Origin of the sequence: Kribbella sp. NPDC049227 (assembly GCF_043197265.1) — a bacterium.
Classification (GTDB): Bacteria; Actinomycetota; Actinomycetes; order Propionibacteriales; family Kribbellaceae; genus Kribbella.
This window is the reverse complement of record NZ_JBICST010000002.1, coordinates 139,485-159,844: the sequence shown is the minus strand read 5'-3', so window position 1 is coordinate 159,844 and position 20,360 is coordinate 139,485. Positions and strand designations below refer to the sequence as shown.

Below are 20,360 nucleotides of genomic sequence, written 5' to 3'. Positions count from 1 at the left end.
GCGAGCGGCCACGCGCCGTGAGGCGCTTCCCGGTCCGATGCCACAAACTTCCGCACCGATGCCACCGGCGTCCGTACGGTGAAACGCCCCCGATCAAGGCAACGACCCGGGGGCGTTCCGCGGTTTCTAGTGGATTCCGTAGAAATGGTTCAGGGTCTGCGTGACCGACTTGCCGTTGGAGTCGGTCAGCTCGACCTTGAGCGTGACGAAGTCGGTCGCCTTCAGGTTGTTGACCAGGGCCACCGCCTTGCTCCCGAGGTTCAGCACCGGGACCTGGACCCACGTCGCACCGTCGTCGTACGACGCCGACACTCGGGCCGAGGTGAACCGGCCAGCCTTGTACCAGTGCCCGGACTCGGCCGTGATCGTGATCGGGAAGATCGGCAGCTTCGGAGCCCGGTCGTTCAGGTCGACGGCCATGTCGTAGTCCGGGAACAGCAGCGGCAACGGCTTGCCGGCGTCAGCCGACGAGCTCTTCCACTTCCACCGGGTCTCGACGGTCGACGGCGACTCCCACTTGTAGTCGCCCCGCTGCCACCGGTTCAGGTCGTACACGAGCTCGAGGTTCGTCGCCGCGGCCGGCACGTCCCAGACGCCCTGGCCGTAGAACCCGTACTCCCCCAGCGACACTCCGTCCGCCAGCAGTTCGGTCCCGCCCAGATCCAGGAAACCCTGGTGCGAGAAGTGACCCGGCTGCGTGTCCGCCCAGCTCGGGAAGTTGCTCCAGATCGTGTTCCCGTCGCGGGCCGCCGGCGCGTACTTCTGCCCGGTCGTCTGGTCGGTCACCATGCTCGGTCGCAGCCCGGCCTTGTACCAGCTCTCGCTGTGCCTGCTCCCAGGCTTGTACGCCGTTGCCGTCGACGTCATCAGCGTCGCGAACGGCCATGCCATCGCATCCGCGTGCCCGACCATCTGCGTCACCTTGGTCTCCGGGTCGGCGGTGACCAGATGCTGCACCTGAGTCGGTGCCGCCACTGTCCCCCGGGTCCCGGTCGGGATCAGGTTGATGCTCCACGGGCGCCACACGTCGGTGTACTCGGAGTAGCTGTACGGCTTCCCCGGCGTGTAGTACGTCGCGTCGATCGTGGCCAGATCGCGGTCACGGACCCGATGATCCGGCTTCCCCTTGACCTGCTGCTCGTGCGTGAACGCCAGGCTGTAGAGGTACGGCGACTTGGCGCCGGCCGGTGATCCGTACTGCCACCCCTCGATCACCTCGAAGGTGCCCCGGCTCGCCTTCGGCGTCGTACCGAGGTAGATCGCCGAGACCTGCGGGCCGAAGCTGCGGCTCGACGCGAGGATCCAGTTGTCGATCACCCGCCCGTACGTCAGGCTGCCGCCGCGGCGCTCGCTCGGACGTTGCGTCGTCACCTTGGCCTCGGCCGCGGTCCGTACGTCGTAGGTGATCGTGGTGTTCGTGGTCAGCGTGATCTCGGGGTCGCCGAGGAACGCGTAGGAGTCGACGAGTCCGTCCGCGCCGTCGTGGGCGATCGTTGCCGCCAGTGAGTACGTGCCGGCCCGCAGGTGGAGCGTGCGGTCCGCGCCGTCGAACCCGACCCGCTGGGCCGCGATGCTGTCCAGGTCGAAGACGTCCAGCGAGCTGATCGACGAGGCCGGCTTCCCGTCGCGGTCGATCAGCTTGAAGGTGACGTCGACGTACTGCGGCTCGAGGTAGAACCCGAACGGCGTCACCACCGTCCGGCCGTCGTTGCCGGTAGCAACCACTCGGACGCTGATCGCGCCGTACAGCCCGTAGTCCAACGCGGCCGCCGGGTCGACGGTGACCGGGAGGTCGGCGGTCCCGCCGGCGGGCACGGTCAGCGACGTGGCATCGAAGTGGATCAGGGTATCCGGCAACGGCTTCCCGTTGTTGCCGCGCGCATCGGTCGCGAACGTCAGGGTCACCGGCGACGTACCACTGTTGCGGTAAGTGAACTGCTTGGTGATCTTCTGAGCTGCGGTGTGCGGCCAGGCGAAGGTCCCGAGGTCGACCGTGCTCGGCCCGGTCACAGTCGACGTGACCGCCCGGGCGACGTCGAGCTCACCCGCGCCCTGCTCATAGATCCCGACCTTGCTCTCCGAGCGCACCGAGTTCTGCAGGGCGGCCTTCAGTTGCTGACCGTTCCAGTCCGGGTGCTGCTGCTTCAGGATCGCCGCGGCACCGGCCACGTGCGGCGTCGCCATCGAGGTACCGCTCATGTCGACGTACGCCTGGTCGCCGCGCCCACCGGCCCGGGCGGCGGTGATGTCCACGCCGGGTCCCGCGATGTCGGGCTTGACCGCGTGGTTGCCCAGCACCGGTCCGCGGCTGGAGAAGTCGGCCGTGGTCTGGGTCAGGTCGGTCGCCGCGACCGTCATCGCCGACGCGGCGCATCCCGGGCTGCTGATGGCTTCGGACGGACCGCCGAGGTTGCCGGCAGCAATGACGAACAGTACGCCGGACTCCGCGCTGATCCGGTCGACCGCGGCCGCCATCGGATCGGTGCAGTCGACCGGCTCGGACGTACCGATGCTCATGCTGATCACATCGGCGCCCTCGGCAACGGCCCACTCCATCCCGGCGATGATCCAGGACAACTCGCCGCTGCCGAAGTCGTTCAGGACCTTGCCCGCGAGGAGTTGCGTGCCCGGGGCAACGCCTTTGTTCTTGCCGCTGGATGCCACGCCGCGACCGGCCACGGTCGACGAGGTGTGGGTGCCGTGACCGTCGTGGTCGGCGACGTCCGGGCTGTCGGTGAAGTTCTGCTGCGCCTTGACCGCGCCGATCAGGTCCGGGTGCTCCGCGTCGACTCCGGAGTCGAGCACGGCCACCGTGGTACCGGTTCCGTCGTACCCGGCCGCCCACGCCTGCGGGGCGCCGACGTACGGGACGCTCTGGTCAAGGGTCTTGCTGACCTTCGCGTCGAGCCAGAGCTTCTGGACGTCCCGGCCGGTCGAGAGAGACCGCCACGTGTCGTGAGCCTGTGTCTTGTCGGTCCGCAGCGCGGCGGCACCGACCGACGACAGGGTGCGCGTGCGGGTGGACCCGGCCGGGACCGCCTGCTGAGCGGCTCGCGCCGTCGGCTTGTACGTCGCGATGACCGGGATCTGGTTGGTGGACGCGTCGTCGTACCCCTGCCGGATCAGGCCGCTCACGTTGAACAGCGCCTGGTCGACCTTGCCGCTGTTCACCAGCCGAGCGGCGCTGTCGGGTACGACGTACAGGTCCTTGCCGACCGTGCGCGTCTCGTAGCCGGCGTCGGAGGCGTCGGCGGGGACGAACCGGACGTTGCTGCGTCCGGAGCCGGCCGGGGACAACTGCACCTTGTCCCCCGTGATCAGGGTGACGACCTTCGCGGCGTCGACCTGCACTGGCAGGGTCGGCCGGGCACTCGGAGTGGACGGAGTGGGCGGAGTGGCGGTAGCGGCGGGTACGGCGCCGGCCGCGAGCAACGCGATGGCCGCTGCACCGGTCAGCAAGCGACCGGCCGGGGTTTTGCGCGCCAGGAAGCGGAAAAACATGGGGAGGACACCCTTCGGGACGGATTGTCGCCGGTCAGTCCATCGCAAAACCGCCAGCGAAGGAGGTAGCTGTGCTGGCAAGATTGCGACAATTCAGGTACCCGCCAGGGTCCAGCCGCCACATCGCCGTCTGCTGGGAGGCATCGTGCTCGACGTGCTCGGACTGGATGACTCCGAAGAACTCGCCTATCGGGCCCTCGTCGAGGTCCCGTCGTACGACGCTGTCGAGCTGGCGAGCCGGCTCACCTGCCACCCGGTCGAGGCGGCGCGGGCGCTGTCCTCGTTGGAGACGCTCGGCCTGGCCGCGCGGTCGAGCAGCGGCACGGATCGGTACGTCGCCTCACCGCCCTCGGTCGCACTCGCTGCGCTCGCGGTCCAGCGCGAGGAGGAGTTGCGGCGAGCGCAACGCGAGATCGAGTCGCTGGCCGAGGTCTATCGGGGGACGGACACCGAGCGGTCGATCAGCGACGTCGTGGACGTCGTCCGTGGCGCCAACGCGGTCGGCCAGCGGTTCGCCCAGCTGCAGATGTCCGCGCGGGAAGAAGTCCTCGGGTTCGTGAAGGCGGACATCGCCGTGGTTCCGCCCGAGGACAACAAGGAGGAGGACGCCGCCGTCACCCGTGGGGTCCGCTACCGCGTGATGATCGAGCGGAGCGCGTTCGACCGGCCGGGGTTCTTCGCGGCCGCGTCCGACTCGCTGAACGCCGGTGAGGAGGTTCGCGTCGTCCAGGAGCTGCCGCTTCGGTTGCTGATCGTGGATCGTCGCATCGCGCTCGTCCCCTTGCTGTCCGGACCGGGCGGCGCCATCGGTGCGCTGATCGTGCACAGCAGCGGCATGCTCGACGCATTGCTCGCCCTCTTCGACCGGGTCTGGCGCGACGGGCTCCCTCTGGTGCTGGGCACGAACGGCATGGTCGAGGGCTCGTCGGACGGTCTCCCCGAGCTCGACGCCAAGATCCTCGGCCTGCTCCTGGCCGGCCTGACCGACCAGGCGGTGGCCAACCAACTCAACCTGTCCATGCGCACGGTCCAGCGCCGGGTCCGCGCCCTGATGGACCTGGTGTCCGCCGACACCCGCCTCCAGCTCGGCTTCCACGCCGCCCGGCGGGGCTGGATCTGACCGTCCGAAAGAGGCACACTCGGCAGCGGGGACCGATCCGATCGGCTGGGGGCCGCTGATCCGTCGGGAGGGGCGATGATCGGCACGGAGGGGACAGCAGCACGCACGGGTACCGGCGTGGTGTACGCGGAGGACGTCGTCCGCGTGTACGGCGAAGGCGACACCGAGGTCCGGGCCTTGCGCGGCGTCGGCGTACAGATCGATCCCGGACAGCTCACCGCGGTGATGGGACCGTCCGGCTCGGGCAAGTCCACGCTGATGCACATCCTGGCGGGGCTGGACCGGCCGACGTCAGGCTCGGTACAGATCGACGGGATCGAGATCACGACCCTCGGTGACGACGCGCTGACCAAGTTGCGGCGTCAGCACATCGGTTTCATCTTCCAGTTCTTCAACCTGCTGCCGATGCTCAGTGCCCGCGACAACATCGTGCTGCCACTGACGATCGCCGGCACGAAGCCGGATCCGCAGTTCTTCGAGGACCTGGTCGAGCGGGTCGGACTCGCCGACCGCCTCGAGCACCGGCCGGCCGAACTGTCCGGCGGCCAGCAGCAGCGGGTCGCGATCGCGCGGGCCCTGGTGTCTCGGCCGACGGTGGTGTTCGCCGATGAGCCGACCGGCAACCTGGACTCGCGGACCAGCGGCGAGATCCTCGCGCTGATGCGCGGATCGGTCGACGAGTACGGCCAGACCACGGTCATGGTCACGCACGACGCCCGCGCGGCCGCGATGGCCGACCGGGTGCTGTACCTGGCCGACGGCGAGATCGTGAAGGAGACCGGTCGGTCCAGCCAGCACGAGATCCTGCAGATCATCGACACGCTGGACCTGCAGTGATCCGGTTCGCGGTCCAGGGGTTGCTGGCCCGCAAGCTTCGCTCGGCGCTGACCGCGATCGGAGTCGTCCTCGGCGTCGCGCTGATCTCGGGCACGTACGTGCTGACCGATTCGATCACGTCCGCGTTCGACTCGATCTTCACCGAGAACTACAAGAACACCGACGCGGCGATCACCGGGAAGACGGCGTTCGAGGCGGCCGAGGACGGGACCGTCACCGCGCCGCCGTTCGACGCCGGTCTGCTCACGCAGGTCCGGGAACTGCCCGAGGTCGGTGCGGCCGGTGGCGCAGTGGCCGGCGAGGCGCAACTGATCGGCAAGGACGACAAGGCGATCGTCTTCGGCGGCGCCCCGAACCTCGCCTTCAGCGTGGATCCCGCGCTGCCGCAGTTCAACTCGCTCACCCTCGTCTCCGGTGCGTGGCCCGCGCCGGGCGAGGTCGTGATCGACACCCACAGCGCGCAGGAGAAGGGATTCGCGGCCGGCGACTCCATCGGCGTCCAGGCGCGTGGCCCGGCCGAGCAGATGCGGATCTCCGGGCTGGTCGAGTTCGGCGCGGTGTCGTCGATCGGCGGTGCGACGCTGGCCGGGTTCGAACTCGGCACCGCGCAGAGGTTGCTCGACAAGGCCGGCAAGCTGGACCAGATCCTGATCGCGAAGAAGGACGGAACCAGCGAGCAGCAACTGCTGGATGCCGTGCGGCCCATCCTGCCCGAGGCGACGCAGGTCCGGTCCGCCGAGGACCAGGCGGCCGAGGACGCGGCCGGAACCAGTGGCTTCCTGAGCTTCCTGCAGACGTTCCTGCTGGTGTTCGGCGGGATCGCGTTGTTCGTCGGCTCGTTCGTGATCGCCAACTCGCTGTCCATCACGATCGCCCAGCGGACCCGCGAGTTCGCCACCCTGCGCACTCTCGGCGCCTCACGCCGCCAGATCCTCGGCACCGTCGTCCTGGAAGCGCTGGTGACCGGGCTCGTCTCGGCGGTGGTCGGGCTGTTCCTCGGGCTCGCGATCGCGACCGGGTTGTTCAAGCTGTTCGACGCGGTCGGTTTCACCCTGCCGAACAACGGACTGGTCTTCCAGACCCGGACGATCATCGTCGCGCTGGTGGTCGGCGTACTGGTCACCGTACTGGCGAGTCTTCGGCCCGCGTGGCGGGCGACCCGGGTGCCACCGATCGCCGCGGTCCGGGAGGGCGCAACGCTCGCACCAGGCCGGTTGCATCGCTACCGCCCGCTGGGAGCGGCGCTGCTCGCCGTCGTTGGGATCGCGCTCGTGCTGATCGGATTGTTCGTCGACGGATTGTCGACCAGCACGCTGCTGTCGTTGCTCGGTGCCGGCGTACTGCTGCTGTTCATCGGCATCGCCCTGTTCTCCGCCCGTCTCGTCCGGCCGCTCGCCGCTGTGTCCGATCCCGTCGCCCGCTGGTCGGTCGTCGTACTGACCGCGATCGCCTGGCCGTTCTTCCTGTTCCCGCTCTGGGTGGTACGACGGCTCCGAGGGCGGCCCGCCGAGTTCCCGCGAGTACTCCCTGACGGACCCGCGGTCGCGATCGGCGGTCAGAACAGCCGGCGCGATCCGCATCGGACGGCGTCGACCGCCGCCGCGCTGATGATCGGACTCGCGCTGGTCACGCTGGTTGCCACCCTGGGCGCGGGCATCATCAAGCCGTTCGAGCAGGCCGTGGACGGGATCTTCAGCGCCGACTACGCCATCACCGCGCAGAACAACTTCAGCCCGTTGCCGCCGACGGTCGCGGCCGCTGTGGCCGAAGTACCGGCCGTCGAGACCCAGACCAGCGTGCGCGGCGGCCAGGCGAAAGCGTTCGACAAGACGATCACGATCACCGCCGTCGATGCCGAGGCGCCCAGCCTGCTCACCTTCGACTGGCGGTCCGGCTCGCAGGCGTCGCTGGGTGAACTCGGTGCCGACGGCGCGATCGTCGATGCCGAGTACGCCGACAGCCACGCGCTCTCGCAGGGCTCACGGTTCGCGATGGAGACGGCGACCGGGAAGGTCCTGCAACTCCAGGTCCGTGGCGTCTTCCGCCCGCCGGCCGGCGGATCGCCGTTCGGCAACGTGACGATCTCGACCGACACCTTCGACTCGACCACTTCGCAGCCGCTCAACATCTACACGTTCGTCAACATGCGCGGCGGTGTCACCGCGGAGAACACGGCCGCTCTGGACAGCGCGCTGAGCACGTTCCCGAACGCCAAGGCGATGACGCGGGAGGCGTTCAAGAAGGCGCAGACCGACAGCGTGAAGAGCATCCTGAACGTGCTCTACGTCCTGCTCGCGCTCTCGGTCCTGGTGAGTCTGTTCGGCATCGTCAACACCTTGGTGCTGACCGTCTTCGAGCGAACCCGGGAGCTCGGCATGTTGCGCGCGATCGGGCTGACGCGCTTGCAGGTGAAGCGGATGATCCGGCAGGAGAGCGTCATCACCGCCCTGATCGGCGCGGTCATCGGGATCGTGCTGGGCCTCGTCCTCGCGTCGCTGCTGGCCTCCCGGCTGGACGAGATCACCTTCACGATTCCGGCCGGTCAACTGGTGATCTTCGCGATCGTCTCGGTCGTGGTCGGCATCTTCGCCGCGATCTGGCCGGCCCGGCGCGCGGCCAAGCTGAATCCGCTCGAAGCGCTCCAGTATGAGTAGTTGTACTCACGAGGGCTGATCCCTGGCGGTGTTAGCTTCCCGGACTGTGAAGCGAATCGCCGCCCCAGCAACCGTTCTCGCCGTCGTTCTCGTCCTGACCGGCTGCTCGACCGTGGAGTCGAAGGACATCCGCACGAGCGGGATGACCGCAGGGATGGTCGTCACGCTGCCGGAGAACACCGACGAGGCCGACGTGAGTGCCTCGCTCGGCGTCGGCACGCTGACGTTCGTCGAACTCGGCGACGGCGAAGGGATCACCGCCAGCGGTGGCGGCAAGTCGGCCGAGCTGAAACACCATCGGTCCGCCGGCGTCACCAACTACACCAACCGCCTGGACGGCGTGACCGCGGCCGGGACCGAGATCACCTTCAGCCTCGAGCGCGGCGGCGACAACGAGTCCGCTCCCCGATCGACCGTCGTACTGCCCGAGCGGGTCCGGATGGTCGCACCGGCCGCCGGTACGACGTTCTCGCGACGCAAGGACCTCACCGTGCGGTTCACCAGCGAGCCGTCGCAGTTGCCGACGAACCTCGGCTGGGCGGGTGAGTGCGTGCAGACGGGGAGCCTCGAACTCGAGCCCGGGCGGACGTCCGCGATCATCGCGCGGGGCTCGATCAAGCCCGTGACGACCACACCGACCCCGGGCAGGAACACCTCGCAGTGCCGGGTCCGGCTCACGCTCACGCGCCGTACCGAGGGGAAGGTGGACGGCGCGTTCAAGGACGGCTCGGTGACGGCTGAATCCCAGTCGGTGCGGGACGTCGTCTCCGCTCCGTAATCGGACGGCGACACGCGGCGGTCACCCGTCAGCCGTTTCTCGGCTACCTTCACGAAGGGACAGGTACCCCTGCGGCAGCCAGCCTCGGGGACGTCCGCCCACCCCTCCGGAAAGGTTCCCCTCATGCGCCGCCTCCCCCGCGCGCTGCTTCCGCTTGCCCTCGCTGCCGGTCTCGTCGCCCAGGGACTGGTCGCCGTACCGGCCTCCGCGCACCGTGGCGACTTCGACGTCCAGGCCCACCGCGGCGGTCTCGGACTGACCGTGGAGAGCACGATCGCGTCCTTCTCGCACGGCCTCGAGCTCGGCGTCAGCACGCTCGAGCTCGACGTCCAGATCACCCAGGACGGGTACGCCGTGGTCACCCACGACCGCAAGGTCACCGGGTCCAAGTGCCGCGACACCGCGCCGTACACGCCGAACGACCCGGAGTACCCGTACGTCGGCAAGTTCATCAACACGCTGACGCTGAAGCAGGTCAAGCAGCTCGACTGCGGTTCGCTGCCGCAGGCCGGCTTCCCCGGTCAGCAGCCCGATCCGGGCGCCCGGATGCCCGAGCTGCGCGACATCTTCGCGCTCGTACACCGCTACCACGCGAACGACGTGAAACTGAACATCGAGACCAAGGTCGAGGCGGGTGCACCGTCCGAGACCGCGCCGCGCGAGCAGTTCGTCCAGGTCGTCGCGCGCGAGGTCCGCACGGCGAAGATCGGCCGGCAGGTGACGATCCAGAGCTTCGACTGGGGTTCGCTGATGCGGATGCGCCAGGTCGCTCCGGAGCTGCCGCTGGTCGCGCTGACCAACTTCGACTTCCTCCAGGTCGGCCAGCCGGGCAAGTCGCCGTGGCTGGGCGGCCTGGACATCGACGACTTCGGTGGTGACCTGGTCAAGGCGACGAAGTCGTTCGGCGCGTCGGCGATCTCACCGGTGCACGGCTTCCCGCAGGACGGCAAGGTCACCGATCCGGACTACCGGCCGTACGTCACCGCGGACATGGTGAAGTCGGCGCACCAGGCCGGGATGAAGGTGATCCCGTGGACCGTCGACGACGCGCCGACCATGCAGGCGCTGATCGACGACGGTGTCGACGGGATCATCACCGACTACCCCGACCGGCTGCGTTCCGTCGTACAGGAGAACGGCTTCAGGCTCCCCAGGGCGTACGACGCTCCGGCCGTCCGGGCACTGCCGTCGGCGCATGCGCACAACGACTACGACCACCGGCGTCCGCTGCAGGACGCGTTGGATCGCGGGTTCAACAGTGTCGAGGCGGACGTGTGGCTGGTGGACGGCGAACTGCGGGTCGCGCATGACCTGGACGACGCCGTACCGGGTCGCACGCTGGAGAGCCTGTACCTGAAGCCGTTGGCCGAGCGGGTGCGGGAGAACCACGGGCAGGTGTACAAGCACGGACGCGACTTCCAGTTGCTCATCGACATCAAGAGCGACGGCCCGTCGACGTACGCCGCGGTGGACGAGGCGCTGCAGAAGTACCGCGGGATCAGCACGGTCTTCATCAACGGGCGCGTGCTGGAGGGCGCGGTGACCTCGGTGATCAGCGGCAACCGGCCGCTCGACGTACTGAAGGCGCAGAAGGTCCGGTACGCCGGGTACGACGGCCGCCTCGGCGACCTGCAGTCGGGGATGCCCGCTTCGCTGATGCCGCTGGTGAGCGACAACTGGTCGAACGTGTTCACATGGAAGGGCGTCGGTCCGATGCCGACCGACGAGCAGGTCAAGCTGCACGACATCGTGGTGACCGCTCACCACGCCGGCTACCGCGTGCGCTTCTGGGAGACGCCGGACCTGCCGGGCGCGGCCCGCGAAGCTGTGTGGACCGAGCTCAAGGCCGCTGGTGTCGACCACATCAACACCGACGACCTCCACGGGCTGGAGGACTTCCTGCGGCACTAGCCCGGAGAACTCCCGGTAGAGCGGTGCTCTACCGGGAGTCTCCCGTCAGTACAGGGCTCGCAGGCCCAGCACGTCCCCCTTGCCGAGGGTTCTTTCCTTGGTGTCACAGGCACTCGACGCCGTGTACATGGTCAGGTTCGTGTGGCCGGAACCGACATGTCCCAGGCCGAAGACGTGACCGGCCTCGTGTGTCCCGACCTCCCGGACGTCGTACTGCGACGTGCAGGTGCTCGGGCTGTCCGTGAAGTTGTAGTCGGTCGTGTTGTAGCGCACGTCGGCTTCCACGGTGAGGTTGGTGGCCTGGCCGGAAGGCTGGTACCACCAGCAGGTGGCCGCCAGGACGCCCGTCGACAGATTGCCCGCATCCCAGGTGCTCTCGCCGTCCGGCGTCGTACAGGTGGTGGTGGACGAGATGTCGGACTCGTAGGTGGTCGTTCCCATGTACTGACTGAGGGCGCTCACCTGGTCGGTCAGACCGCAGTCGTTGTAGCTGCCGGTGATGTTGTTGATGACATCGGCGAAGGCCGCCTGCGCCTTCGACTGGGACAGCGCGCCCGGCATTCCACCGTCACCGATGTACCACTTGTATTTCGTGCCGAACCATTCCGTGCCGGTGAGGGAATAGGCTCCGTCACTGCACGCTGACGGAGACGCCATGACGCCGGCGCCGCCAGCGTTGTGCTCCGTGGATTGTGGGTACGAAATCCGGCCGTCGGCGGCGACGGAGACCTGGAAGACCTGCTCCGCTCCCGACGTGGAAACGGCAGCGACACCTACTCCGTGCCCGGGAGCGGGGATCTCCACGCCTGCGTTGCCAAGCCGCAGGACACGCCCCGTGGCCTGACAGTCGACGACGGAGGTCCCGGCCGGAAGATCCGCGCGCGTCAGCGTCCCGAGACTCGGGACAGAACACGTCGATGCCTGCGCGGTGGTGCCGATCGGCAACACCGCGGCGGACACCAGAACAGCCGGAAGAAGTGCCCTCACGGCTCCTCGAAAACTCATCATTGACAGCCCCTTCAGCGGAAATGACCAACGGGACCGTACTTCGGCAACAGGTCGGCAACAACGGAATTTCCGCCGGATCAGCGCCTATTCGGAGCCGAATCTGCTCTCGGCATAACGACATACTGCAGGGATTGTGAAAGCGTGATGTCAATGCTTCGCTGCCGGCGTGATCTCGGTGACGTCGGTGACGTCTCCACCGGTGCGGAACGCCTTGCGTTGCTTCACCGCGCCGTTGCCGTCGGTCAGGATCCGTTGGATGCCGTCGGTCACCAGGTCGAGCGCGTCGAGTTCCTGCAAGGCCGGCTCCACGTGCCGCCGTAATCGCCCAACCACCTCGGCCATCGACAGTGACTCGGCCGTACGAACGTCCAGTCCGTTGCCGGTCATCCCGTCGCGTGCGGCCAGCCAGTACGCCGCCCGCAGTACCTCCGGCTCCAGCGACGGACCGTTCGTACCATCGTCCAAGGCAGTCATCACCAGCGCACGGATGAGGGTGGCCAGCAGTACGGTCTCGTCGACAGTCAGCGGTACGTCGCTGACCCGAACCTCCACCGTCGGCAGGTGCGATGACGGCCGGATGTCCCAATAGACCATCCGCTCATCGATCAGCGTGCCCGCGGCCAGATGCATTGCCACCAAGGCGTCGTAGTGCTCGACCGACTCCAGGTACGGCGGCGGACCGGCGCACGGCCAGCGGGTCGTCATCAGCCAACGCCAACTGGCGAAGCCGGTGTCCTGGTCGAGGTAGATCGGTGAGTTCGTGGTGAGGGCAAGCAGCGCGGGCAGCCACGGCCGCAGGTGGTTGCTCACCCGGACCGCTGTCGCTCTGCAGGACACGTCGACATGGACGTGGCAGCCGCACACACCCTGCTCGCGCGCCAGCAGACCCCACTTCCCTGCCAGCTCCTCGTACCGCGGTTTCCGGGTGATCGACTGGGCCGCCTGCCCATACGGCGGTACGGCGATCGCCAGCAGCCGGGCGCCCTCAGCTGCGGCCGCGTCGGCGAGCTTGGAACGCATGTCGGACAAGTGCCCACGCAACTCGGTCGACGTCTCGCAGACCGGCGTGTTGATCTCGACCATGGCCCGGGTCAGCTCGAGCTCGACGTCGAGATCCTGCACGCCCGCGACGACGGCCTTGCTGCGCGGGAGTGGATGACCGGTGGCGGACACGAGCAGTAACTCTTCCTCCACCCCGAAGAACGGTAGCCTCACCCTCGGCCGGTACCCGACGGCAAACCGGTTAGGCTCTGCCGCGTGACCCTGCCGACCATCACCGCCACACGCTACGTGTTGCCGCTGCGCGAGGGCGGTTCGCTGCCTGGCGTTGTCGAAGGCAACGATCTCGGTACGTACGTGATCAAGTTCCACGGCGCCGGCCAGGGTCCGAAAGCGCTGGTCGCCGAGATCATCGTCGGCGAGCTGTTCCGCCGCCTCGGCCTGCGGGTGCCGGAGCTCAAGCTGATCCAGCTCGACCCGGCGATCGGCAAGTCCGAGCCGGACTTCGAGATCCAGGAACTGCTGATCCGTAGCGCCGGCCTGAACCTGGCCGTCGACTTCCTGCCCGGCTCCTTCGGGTACGACGGTTCGGCCGGCAACCCGGGCGACCGGGCGATGGCCAGGATCCTGTGGCTGGACGCGTTCGTCGCCAACGTGGACCGCTCCTGGCGCAACACGAACCTGCTGGTCTGGCACAAGAACCTCTGGCTGATCGACCACGGCGCAGCGTTGTACTTCCACCACTCCTGGATGCCGGCCGAGAAGTTCGCCGCCCTCCCGTACGACGCCTCCGACCACGTGTTCTCGGTCGCGACACCCGACGTACCCGGGGTGGACGCGGAACTCGCGACCGCGATCACGCCGGAGCTGCTGACCGAGGTGATCGGGCTGGTGCCGGACGAGTGGCTGGAGGACGGCGATCGGGAGCGGTACCTCGACTACCTGACCGCCCGGCTGGACAAGCGGTCCGCCTGGCTTCCCGGCGGTGCGCAATGACCGATCTGGTGCCTTTCGACTACGTCATCCTGCGGGCGGCGCCGCGGATCCAGCGTGGTGAGTTCATCAATGTCGGTGCGGTGCTCTACTGCCGCGTGCGGGACTTCCTGGGCGCCGCGTGGGACGTCGATCCGGATCGGCTCAAGGCGCTGGATCCTGCTGTCGACGTGGACGTGGTGTGCGCGTCGCTCGAGCACATCCGCGCGATCTGCTCCGGCGATCCTGCCGTCGGGCCGGCCGCGGCGACCGGGATCGGCGAGCGCTTCCGGTGGCTCGCCGCGCCCCGCAGTACCGTCGTCCATCCCGGGCCGATCCACAGCGGGATCACCAGCGACCCCGCCGCGGACCTGGACCGGCTCCTCGACGCCTTCGTGCGCTAGCCGAGGGCTTTGGAGACGACCTCCCGGGCCTGCTCGAAGACCTGCTCGAGGTGGTCGGCGCCCTTGAAGGACTCGCCGTAGATCTTGTAGAGGTCCTCGGTCCCGGACGGGCGCGCGGCGAACCAGGCCGACTCGGTGGTGACCTTCAGCCCACCGATCGCGGCGCCGTTGCCGGGAGCACTCGTCATCCGGTCCAGGATCGGCTCACCCGCCAACTCGGTCGCGGTGACCGCGTCCGCGGACAGTGCCGACAGCTTGGCCTTCTGCTCGCGCGTGGCCGGAGCGTCCACCCGTGAGTACGCCGAGGCGCCGAACCGCTCGACCAGCTTCGCGTGGGCCTGTGACGGCGTCTCGCCGGTGACCGCGGTGATCTCGCTGGCCAGCAACGCCAGCAGGATGCCGTCCTTGTCCGTAGTCCACACCGTGCCGTCGAAGCGCAGGAAGCTCGCGCCCGCCGACTCCTCGCCACCGAAGCCGACCGAGCCGTCGATCAGCCCCGGGACGAACCACTTGAACCCGACGGGGACCTCCCACAGCCGGCGGCCGAGGTCGGCGACCACCCGGTCGATCAGCGAGGACGACACCAAGGTCTTCCCGACCGCGACGTCCGGACCCCACTGGCGGTTGGCGAACAGGTAGGAGATGGCGACGGCCAGGTAGTGGTTCGGGTTCATCAGGCCGGCGTCCGGGGTGACGACGCCGTGCCGGTCCGCATCCGCGTCGTTGCCGGTGGACACGTCGTACCGGTCCCGCTGGGCGACCAGCGAGGCCATCGCGTACGGCGAGGAGCAGTCCATCCGGATCTTGCCGTCATGGTCCAGCGTCATGAACGACCAGGCCGGGTCGATCCGCGGGTTCACCACGGTCAGGTCGAGGCGGTGCCGTTCCGCGATCGCGGCCCAGTAGTCCACACTCGCGCCGCCGAGCGGGTCGGCGCCGATCCTCACGCCGGCCGTGCGGATCGCGTCCAGGTTCAGGACCGAGGGCAGGTCGTCGACGTAGTGACCGACGTAGTCGTACTCCCCCGCCTGCGACCTGGCCTGGTCGAACGGCGTACGTCGTACCTCGCGGTTGCCGCCGGCGATCAACTCGTTCGCGCGGGCGGCGATCCAGCCGGTCGCGTCGGAGTCCGCCGGTCCGCCGTGCGGCGGGTTGTACTTGATCCCGCCGTCCCGCGGCGGGTTGTGCGACGGCGTGATGACGATGCCGTCCGCACCGGCCCCGGCGCCGCGGTTGAGCCGCAGGATCGCGTGCGAGACCGCGGGCGTCGGCGTGAGCCGGTCCGCGCTGTCGACGAGCGTCTGTACGCCGTTGCCCGCGAGCACCTCGAGCACGGTGCGCCACGCCGGCTCCGACAGGCCGTGGCTGTCCCGGCCGACCAGCAGCGGCCCGGCCGTCCCCTCACCGGCCCGGTACTCGCAGACGGCCTGCGTGATGGCCAGGATGTGCGCCTCGTTGAAGGCACCGTCCAGGCTCGAGCCACGGTGGCCCGAGGTCCCGAAGACGACCTTCTGGGCGGGGTTGTCCACATCCGGCGTGATCTCGTCGTACGCCGTCAGCATCGCCTCGACATCGACGAGGTCCTCGGGCTGGGCTGGCTGGCCTGCGCGTGGGTGCATGACCTCATGCAACAAGCCCGCGCCCCGGAGCACAACTCCGGCGGCCGGTGTCTCAGCTGACGTACGGCGTGAGCAGCTGATCGACCGGCGCGTAGTCGTCGGTCAGCTCCGGCGCGTTGCCGACGAACCCGGTCAGCTCCTGCTGCACCTGCATCGCCGGCCCGACCTTGGCTGCGATCGCCGCCGCCTCGATCGGCCGATCCGAAGCGACCAGCACGAAGTTGCCCCCGCTCTGCCCGGCGAGCTCGTCCTTGCGCGCAACCACCGCGACCTGCGGGAACTCGGCGGCGACCGTCGCGATCTCCGCCTTCAGGAACGCGGCCTCGCCGAAGTCGATCACGTTGATGAGGTACACCCCGTCCGGGCGCAGTACCCGGCGTACGTCGGCGACCAGCTCACGCGTCGTCAGGTGCCAGGGCACCGACAGACCGCTGAACGCGTCCATGATCACCAAGTCACGGCTGTCCGTCGCCTCGTCGCGCACACCGAGCCGGCCGTCGCGGACGACCACATCGAGATCCGGTCCGGTCCGCACGCCGAGCTCTTCCTTGTCCAGCTCGACGACCGCCGAGTCGATCTCGTACACCTTGTTGTGGGTGCCCGGCCGGGTCGCGGTCAGGTACCGCGGCATGGTGAGCCCGCCACCGCCGACGTGCAGCACGTCCAGCGACTTGGTGGCCGGCCAGCTGCCATCGATCGCGGCCGCGAAGTTCTTGATGTACTCGAACTCCAGATGCATCGGGTCGTCCAGGTCGACGTACGAGTGCCGCAGCTGGTCGAGGTACAGCGTCCGTCCGCCCTCCCGGTTCGGATCCGCCACCACGCGAGCACAGTGGTACGCCGTCTCCACCTCACACGGCCGGGGTGCGACGACGGTCAGCGTGGCACCGATCAGGGCCAGCGCCACCGGCTTCACAGCCGCCTGACGACCTCGCAGTACGACGGTCAGGGCGGCTCCGGCGACGACCAGCAGACCGCCGAGGGTGAGCACGATCGTGCTGATCGGGGTCTTCGCCACGAACACGAACCCGGTCAGCACGGTGCCCGCGATCCCGCCGACGGTCGCGTACGCCGACAGACGGCCGACCACCGTGCCGGTCTCGGCCAGCGACTCCAGCCGCAGCTTGGTCACCATCGGCGTCACCGCCGCCAGCAGCGACGCGGGCACGAACAGTGCGATCGCCAGCACAAGGAACACCAGGTCGCTGCTGCCGCCGCGCAGCGCCTCACCGGTCCAGCGCACAACCGGAAGGACCAGCATCACCAGCGCACCGGCGAAGATCATCAGTGGACCGAGCGTCCGGGCCGGCGGGACCGCGTCCGCGAAGCGACCACCCAGCGCGGCACCCGTCGCGATCGCGGCGAGCGCGACGCCGATCACCGCCGTGTTCGTCTCGAGCGTCAGCCCGATGTACGGCGCCACGAGACGCAAGGAGACGAGCTCCAGCACCATGACGGCGCCCGAACTCCCGAACGCCAACGCAATGGCCAGTCGCGGCCCGACCCCACCCTTCACCATCGCGTCACCCTATCCGGGGAAGTTGTCGATCCGGAGCGCGTTCGTTCGTCATCATGAGCAAAAGGAGGTAGTGATGGACTCGACGACCAGCGCAGAGCTGTACCGCGCGACCCGGGAACGGGTGACCGCTGCCGTCCGCAGTCTCGACGCGGCCGACCTGGACCGCTGGGTGCCGGCCTGCCCGGAGTGGACCGTGCACAACCTGGTGTCGCACCTCGCCGGAGTAGCGGCTGACTTCGCCGCGGGGAACGTCGAGGGTGCGCCTCGGCCGCCCTGGACCGCGGTTCAAGTGGACGCCCGGCGTTCGATGCCGATCGACGCCGTCCTCGACGAGTGGGCCGAGACCGGGCCGGCTCTGGAGCGGGTGATCCTCGCCGAGACGACCTCGAATCCGCTCGTGTGCAACCCGTGGGTCGACTCCGGAACACACGAGGCGGACCTGCACGGAGCGCTCGGGACCGGGCGACGACCCCCGTCGGAGCTGTGGATCGGCACGCTGGAGTGGCTGCTGTCGGATCCGCCGTCGGAGGGCGTGCAGGGGTCGCTGTCGATCGTCACGCCGGATGGGACCTATCAGCTCGGGTCGGGCGACCCTGTCGCTGAGGCGCGGACCTCGTCGTACGAGCTGTTCCGGGCGGTCTTCGGCCGCCGAAGCGACGCACAGGTCCGGTCGTGGACGTGGTCGTCACCTGAGCACGCCGATCTGTGGAGCCCGGAGATTCCGCACCTGCAGCAGACCGACGTGGCACTCACGGACTAGTGCCCTGCGCCGCAAGCGCCAAGGGATCTCCGACGCAGGGCACTAGGTCTCGTCGAGCCGGGCGATCAGGGTCTTGGGTGCGATCTGGCGGTAGGCGTCCTCGACGATGTCCTCGAGGTGCCCCCAGTCGATGGTGTCGACGTCCAGGTACACCCCGAGCCAGCCGCGGTGGCCGACGTACGGTGGCCGGTAGAAGTGCTCCGGATCCTCCTCGACCAGCGACTGCTGGACGCCGGGCGGCGCCGCGCACCAGAACCCGACCCGATCGTCGTGGTGCTGGTTGGCGTACATGACGAACACCTTCTTGTCCCGGACGAACCACGTCGGTTCGCCGTGACTCAGCCGCTCGGTCGCCTCCGGTAGTGCGAGGCAGAGCGCCCGTACCCGCTCCAGGACGTCCATCCACACGCTCCTTTCACCGTCGTGGGCCCGGCACCACGACGCCGGCTTCGTAGGCGTACACCACTACCTGTGCGCGATCCCGCAGGTCCAGCTTGGTCAGGATGTTGCTCACGTGCGACTTCACCGTCTGTTCGGCCAGCACCAGATTGTCCGCGATCTGCCGGTTCGTCAGTCCGCGCGCGACCAGCCGCAGTACGTCGGTCTCCCGCGGTGTGAGGTGGACCGGAGTGATCGGCACCACCGGTTGGACTTTCGCGAAGTCCTCCACCAGCCGGCGAGTGACGGACGGAGCCAGCAGCGCGTCGCCGGCCGCGACCACGCGGACTGCTGCGGCCAGCTCATCCGGCGACGAGTGCTTGAGGAGAAAGCCGCTCGCACCGGCTCGGAGCGCGGCGTACACGTAGTCGTCGAGGTCGAAGGTCGTGAGCATGATGACGCGCGGCGGCTCGCCCGGTGTCGCACCCGCGAGGATCCGGCGGGTGGCGGCCAGGCCGTCGAGCACGGGCATCCTGACGTCCATCAGGATCACGTCCGGCTCGAGGGACTTGGTCAGTTCGATCGCCTCGGCGCCGTCACCGGCCTGCCCGACGACCTCGAGATCCGGCTGAGCGGTGAGCAGCGCGCTGAACCCAGCACGGACGACCTCCTGGTCATCGACGACCAGCACCTTGATCGCCACTCGCCACCACCTCCCCGACCGGTAAGGCCACCTCGACCAGATAACCGCCTTCAGGGGTCGCACCGGTGCTCACGACACCGTCGACCAGCGCGACTCGCTCCCGCATACCCACCAGTCCGTGCCCGCTGCCGGGTGTCGGCTGCGCCGTCCCCGGGCTGTTCCACACTCTGATGGCCAGGTCGTCGCCTGACCGACGTACCTTCACCCTGATCGCGGCCCCCGGCGCATGGCGTACGGCGTTGCTCAGTGCCTCCTGGATCACGCGGTACGCCGTCAACTCGACGGCCGGATCGAGTCCGTCAGGGATCGCGGACTCGAGCTGCACGTCCGCGCCGGCTCGACGGGTGCCGGCGACGAGCTCGTCCAGCTGGTCCAGTCCGGGCTGCGGTCCAAGCTCGCCGATGGGTGGTTGCTCCAGCGGCTGGTCCCGGAGCAGCCGGAGGACGCGGCGCATCTCGGTCAGCGAGGAGCGCGCGTCATCGGCGATGGCCGCGAACTCCTGCTGTACGTCGTCCCGCAGATCCGTCAGCCGGTGCGGGGCACTGTCAGCCCGCACGACCACAACGGACAGGTGGTGGGCGACGACATCGTGCAGCTCGCGCGCTATCCGCGCCCGTTCCTGCAGCCGCGCCCGCTCTGCGCGCTCGGCCTTGCTGATGCCTTCCTGCTCGACCAGACGGCGGCTGGTCTCCGCGCGTGAGCGGAGGAGGTCGGCAACCACGACGGCGATCGCCGTGAGCACGGCCGCGGTCAGCAACCCGGGCCAGCGAGCGCGGTCCGGCGACAGCAGCGCGGCAACCACTCCGACGACCTGGCACGCCGCCCACCAGCCGACCAGCTCCCGACGCCCGATTGCGCGCGCGCCGGTGATCCCAAGGACGAACGACAGGCCGAACACTGCGGTCACCGCCCACGGCCATGGCTCGTCCGCGCTGACCGGTGTGGTGACAGCAGCCGTGATCGCCGTGACGAGCAGGGAGACGACCAGCGCGGCACGCGGCCGCGGCCAGGCCAGCGCGAGTCCGAGCCCACGCCCCAGACCAAGTGCCAGCACAGCCCCGAGCGGTACGTCATAGTGCTGGCCGAGATCCATCACCGTGAGGACGACCAGCGCGGCGACCCCGAGACCTGCCACCCAGGCCCAGCGTCCACGCGGCCAGGGGCCTAGGACCTGCTGCTCACCGGTCACGGTCGGAC

General features: G+C 68.8%; 16 protein-coding genes. 8 read left to right on the top strand and 8 right to left on the bottom strand.

Going from position 1 to position 20,360, the window contains the following annotated elements; genetic code table 11:
- Positions 1 to 126: 126 nt before the first annotated feature.
- Positions 127 to 3,501 carry a S8 family serine peptidase gene (locus tag ACGFH6_RS07480; protein WP_393381378.1) on the bottom strand — a complete coding sequence of 1,125 codons (3,375 nt, stop codon included), beginning with the start codon at positions 3,499 to 3,501 and terminating at the stop codon, positions 127 to 129.
- A 145-nt stretch (positions 3,502 to 3,646) separates the two neighbouring features.
- Here ACGFH6_RS07480 and ACGFH6_RS07475 point away from each other — a divergent pair, with 145 nt between their 5' ends.
- From ACGFH6_RS07475 to ACGFH6_RS07455, 5 genes are all read left to right on the top strand, one after another.
- Complete coding sequence (locus tag ACGFH6_RS07475; RefSeq protein ID WP_360450739.1) at positions 3,647 to 4,621, top strand: helix-turn-helix domain-containing protein; 975 nt, start codon at positions 3,647 to 3,649, stop codon at positions 4,619 to 4,621.
- 75 nt (positions 4,622 to 4,696) lie between these two features.
- On the top strand, positions 4,697 to 5,458 hold the full coding sequence (locus ACGFH6_RS07470) for an ABC transporter ATP-binding protein (RefSeq protein ID WP_393381376.1): 762 nt from the start codon (positions 4,697 to 4,699) through the stop codon (positions 5,456 to 5,458).
- On the top strand, positions 5,455 to 8,112 hold the full coding sequence (locus ACGFH6_RS07465; RefSeq protein ID WP_393381374.1) for an ABC transporter permease: 2,658 nt from the start codon (positions 5,455 to 5,457) through the stop codon (positions 8,110 to 8,112). Before ACGFH6_RS07470 ends, ACGFH6_RS07465 begins: the two co-directional genes overlap by 4 nt.
- 46 nt (positions 8,113 to 8,158) lie before the next feature.
- Positions 8,159 to 8,890 carry a hypothetical protein gene (locus ACGFH6_RS07460; RefSeq protein WP_393381373.1) on the top strand — a complete coding sequence of 244 codons (732 nt, stop codon included), beginning with the start codon at positions 8,159 to 8,161 and terminating at the stop codon, positions 8,888 to 8,890.
- 123 nt (positions 8,891 to 9,013) lie between these two features.
- Complete coding sequence (locus ACGFH6_RS07455; protein ID WP_393381371.1) at positions 9,014 to 10,801, top strand: glycerophosphodiester phosphodiesterase family protein; 1,788 nt, start codon at positions 9,014 to 9,016, stop codon at positions 10,799 to 10,801.
- A 45-nt stretch (positions 10,802 to 10,846) separates the two neighbouring features.
- On the opposite strand, the gene ACGFH6_RS07450 is transcribed toward ACGFH6_RS07455, so the two are convergent.
- A complete protein-coding gene (locus ACGFH6_RS07450; protein ID WP_393381370.1) occupies positions 10,847 to 11,788 on the bottom strand; it encodes a matrixin family metalloprotease in 942 nt (313 codons plus the stop codon).
- A 168-nt stretch (positions 11,789 to 11,956) separates the two neighbouring features.
- On the bottom strand, positions 11,957 to 13,024 hold the full coding sequence (locus tag ACGFH6_RS07445; RefSeq protein WP_393381369.1) for a glutamate--cysteine ligase: 1,068 nt from the start codon (positions 13,022 to 13,024) through the stop codon (positions 11,957 to 11,959).
- 42 nt (positions 13,025 to 13,066) lie between these two features.
- Here ACGFH6_RS07445 and ACGFH6_RS07440 point away from each other — a divergent pair, with 42 nt between their 5' ends.
- Together ACGFH6_RS07440 and ACGFH6_RS07435 are read left to right on the top strand one after the other, a co-directional pair.
- Positions 13,067 to 13,804 carry a HipA family kinase gene (locus tag ACGFH6_RS07440; RefSeq protein WP_393381368.1) on the top strand — a complete coding sequence of 246 codons (738 nt, stop codon included), beginning with the start codon at positions 13,067 to 13,069 and terminating at the stop codon, positions 13,802 to 13,804.
- Positions 13,801 to 14,184, top strand: coding sequence for a DUF3037 domain-containing protein (locus ACGFH6_RS07435; protein ID WP_393381367.1), 384 nt, complete (start codon positions 13,801 to 13,803; stop codon positions 14,182 to 14,184). The genes ACGFH6_RS07440 and ACGFH6_RS07435 overlap by 4 nt, the downstream gene beginning before the upstream one ends.
- On the opposite strand, the gene pgm is transcribed toward ACGFH6_RS07435, so the two are convergent.
- Both pgm and ACGFH6_RS07425 read right to left on the bottom strand, forming a co-directional pair.
- Positions 14,181 to 15,803, bottom strand: coding sequence for a phosphoglucomutase (alpha-D-glucose-1,6-bisphosphate-dependent) (gene pgm, locus ACGFH6_RS07430; protein ID WP_393381366.1), 1,623 nt, complete (start codon positions 15,801 to 15,803; stop codon positions 14,181 to 14,183). The genes ACGFH6_RS07435 and pgm overlap by 4 nt on opposite strands.
- 52 nt (positions 15,804 to 15,855) lie before the next feature.
- On the bottom strand, positions 15,856 to 17,322 hold the full coding sequence (locus ACGFH6_RS07425) for a fused MFS/spermidine synthase (protein WP_393381364.1): 1,467 nt from the start codon (positions 17,320 to 17,322) through the stop codon (positions 15,856 to 15,858).
- 73 nt (positions 17,323 to 17,395) lie between these two features.
- On the opposite strand from ACGFH6_RS07425, the gene ACGFH6_RS07420 reads away from it, so the two are divergent.
- Positions 17,396 to 18,082, top strand: a complete 687-nt coding sequence (locus ACGFH6_RS07420) for a maleylpyruvate isomerase family mycothiol-dependent enzyme (protein ID WP_393381362.1) — start codon at positions 17,396 to 17,398, stop codon at positions 18,080 to 18,082.
- A gap of 42 nt (positions 18,083 to 18,124) precedes the next feature.
- Here ACGFH6_RS07420 and ACGFH6_RS07415 read toward each other — a convergent pair whose 3' ends face one another.
- Genes ACGFH6_RS07415 through ACGFH6_RS07405 form a run of 3 tightly spaced genes read right to left on the bottom strand, consistent with a single transcriptional unit; the run spans position 18,125 to position 20,352 of the window.
- On the bottom strand, positions 18,125 to 18,484 hold the full coding sequence (locus tag ACGFH6_RS07415; RefSeq protein ID WP_393381361.1) for an MmcQ/YjbR family DNA-binding protein: 360 nt from the start codon (positions 18,482 to 18,484) through the stop codon (positions 18,125 to 18,127).
- A gap of 13 nt (positions 18,485 to 18,497) precedes the next feature.
- Complete coding sequence (locus ACGFH6_RS07410; RefSeq protein WP_393381360.1) at positions 18,498 to 19,163, bottom strand: response regulator; 666 nt, start codon at positions 19,161 to 19,163, stop codon at positions 18,498 to 18,500.
- Positions 19,135 to 20,352: a sensor histidine kinase gene (locus ACGFH6_RS07405; protein WP_393381359.1), complete on the bottom strand. Its 1,218-nt coding sequence runs from the start codon at positions 20,350 to 20,352 to the stop codon at positions 19,135 to 19,137. The genes ACGFH6_RS07410 and ACGFH6_RS07405 overlap by 29 nt, the downstream gene beginning before the upstream one ends.
- Between the last annotated feature and the right edge of the window lie 8 nt (positions 20,353 to 20,360).

Coding starts and splice junctions, on each gene's coding strand:
- ACGFH6_RS07470 (WP_393381376.1), top strand. CDS start 4,697: ATGATCGGCACGGAGGGGACAGCAGCACGCACGGGTACCGGCGTGGTG.
- pgm (WP_393381366.1), bottom strand. CDS start 15,803: ATGCACCCACGCGCAGGCCAGCCAGCCCAGCCCGAGGACCTCGTCGAT.
- ACGFH6_RS07420 (WP_393381362.1), top strand. CDS start 17,396: ATGGACTCGACGACCAGCGCAGAGCTGTACCGCGCGACCCGGGAACGG.
- ACGFH6_RS07425 (WP_393381364.1), bottom strand. CDS start 17,322: ATGGTGAAGGGTGGGGTCGGGCCGCGACTGGCCATTGCGTTGGCGTTC.
- ACGFH6_RS07415 (WP_393381361.1), bottom strand. CDS start 18,484: ATGGACGTCCTGGAGCGGGTACGGGCGCTCTGCCTCGCACTACCGGAG.
- ACGFH6_RS07480 (WP_393381378.1), bottom strand. CDS start 3,501: ATGTTTTTCCGCTTCCTGGCGCGCAAAACCCCGGCCGGTCGCTTGCTG.
- ACGFH6_RS07455 (WP_393381371.1), top strand. CDS start 9,014: ATGCGCCGCCTCCCCCGCGCGCTGCTTCCGCTTGCCCTCGCTGCCGGT.
- ACGFH6_RS07435 (WP_393381367.1), top strand. CDS start 13,801: ATGACCGATCTGGTGCCTTTCGACTACGTCATCCTGCGGGCGGCGCCG.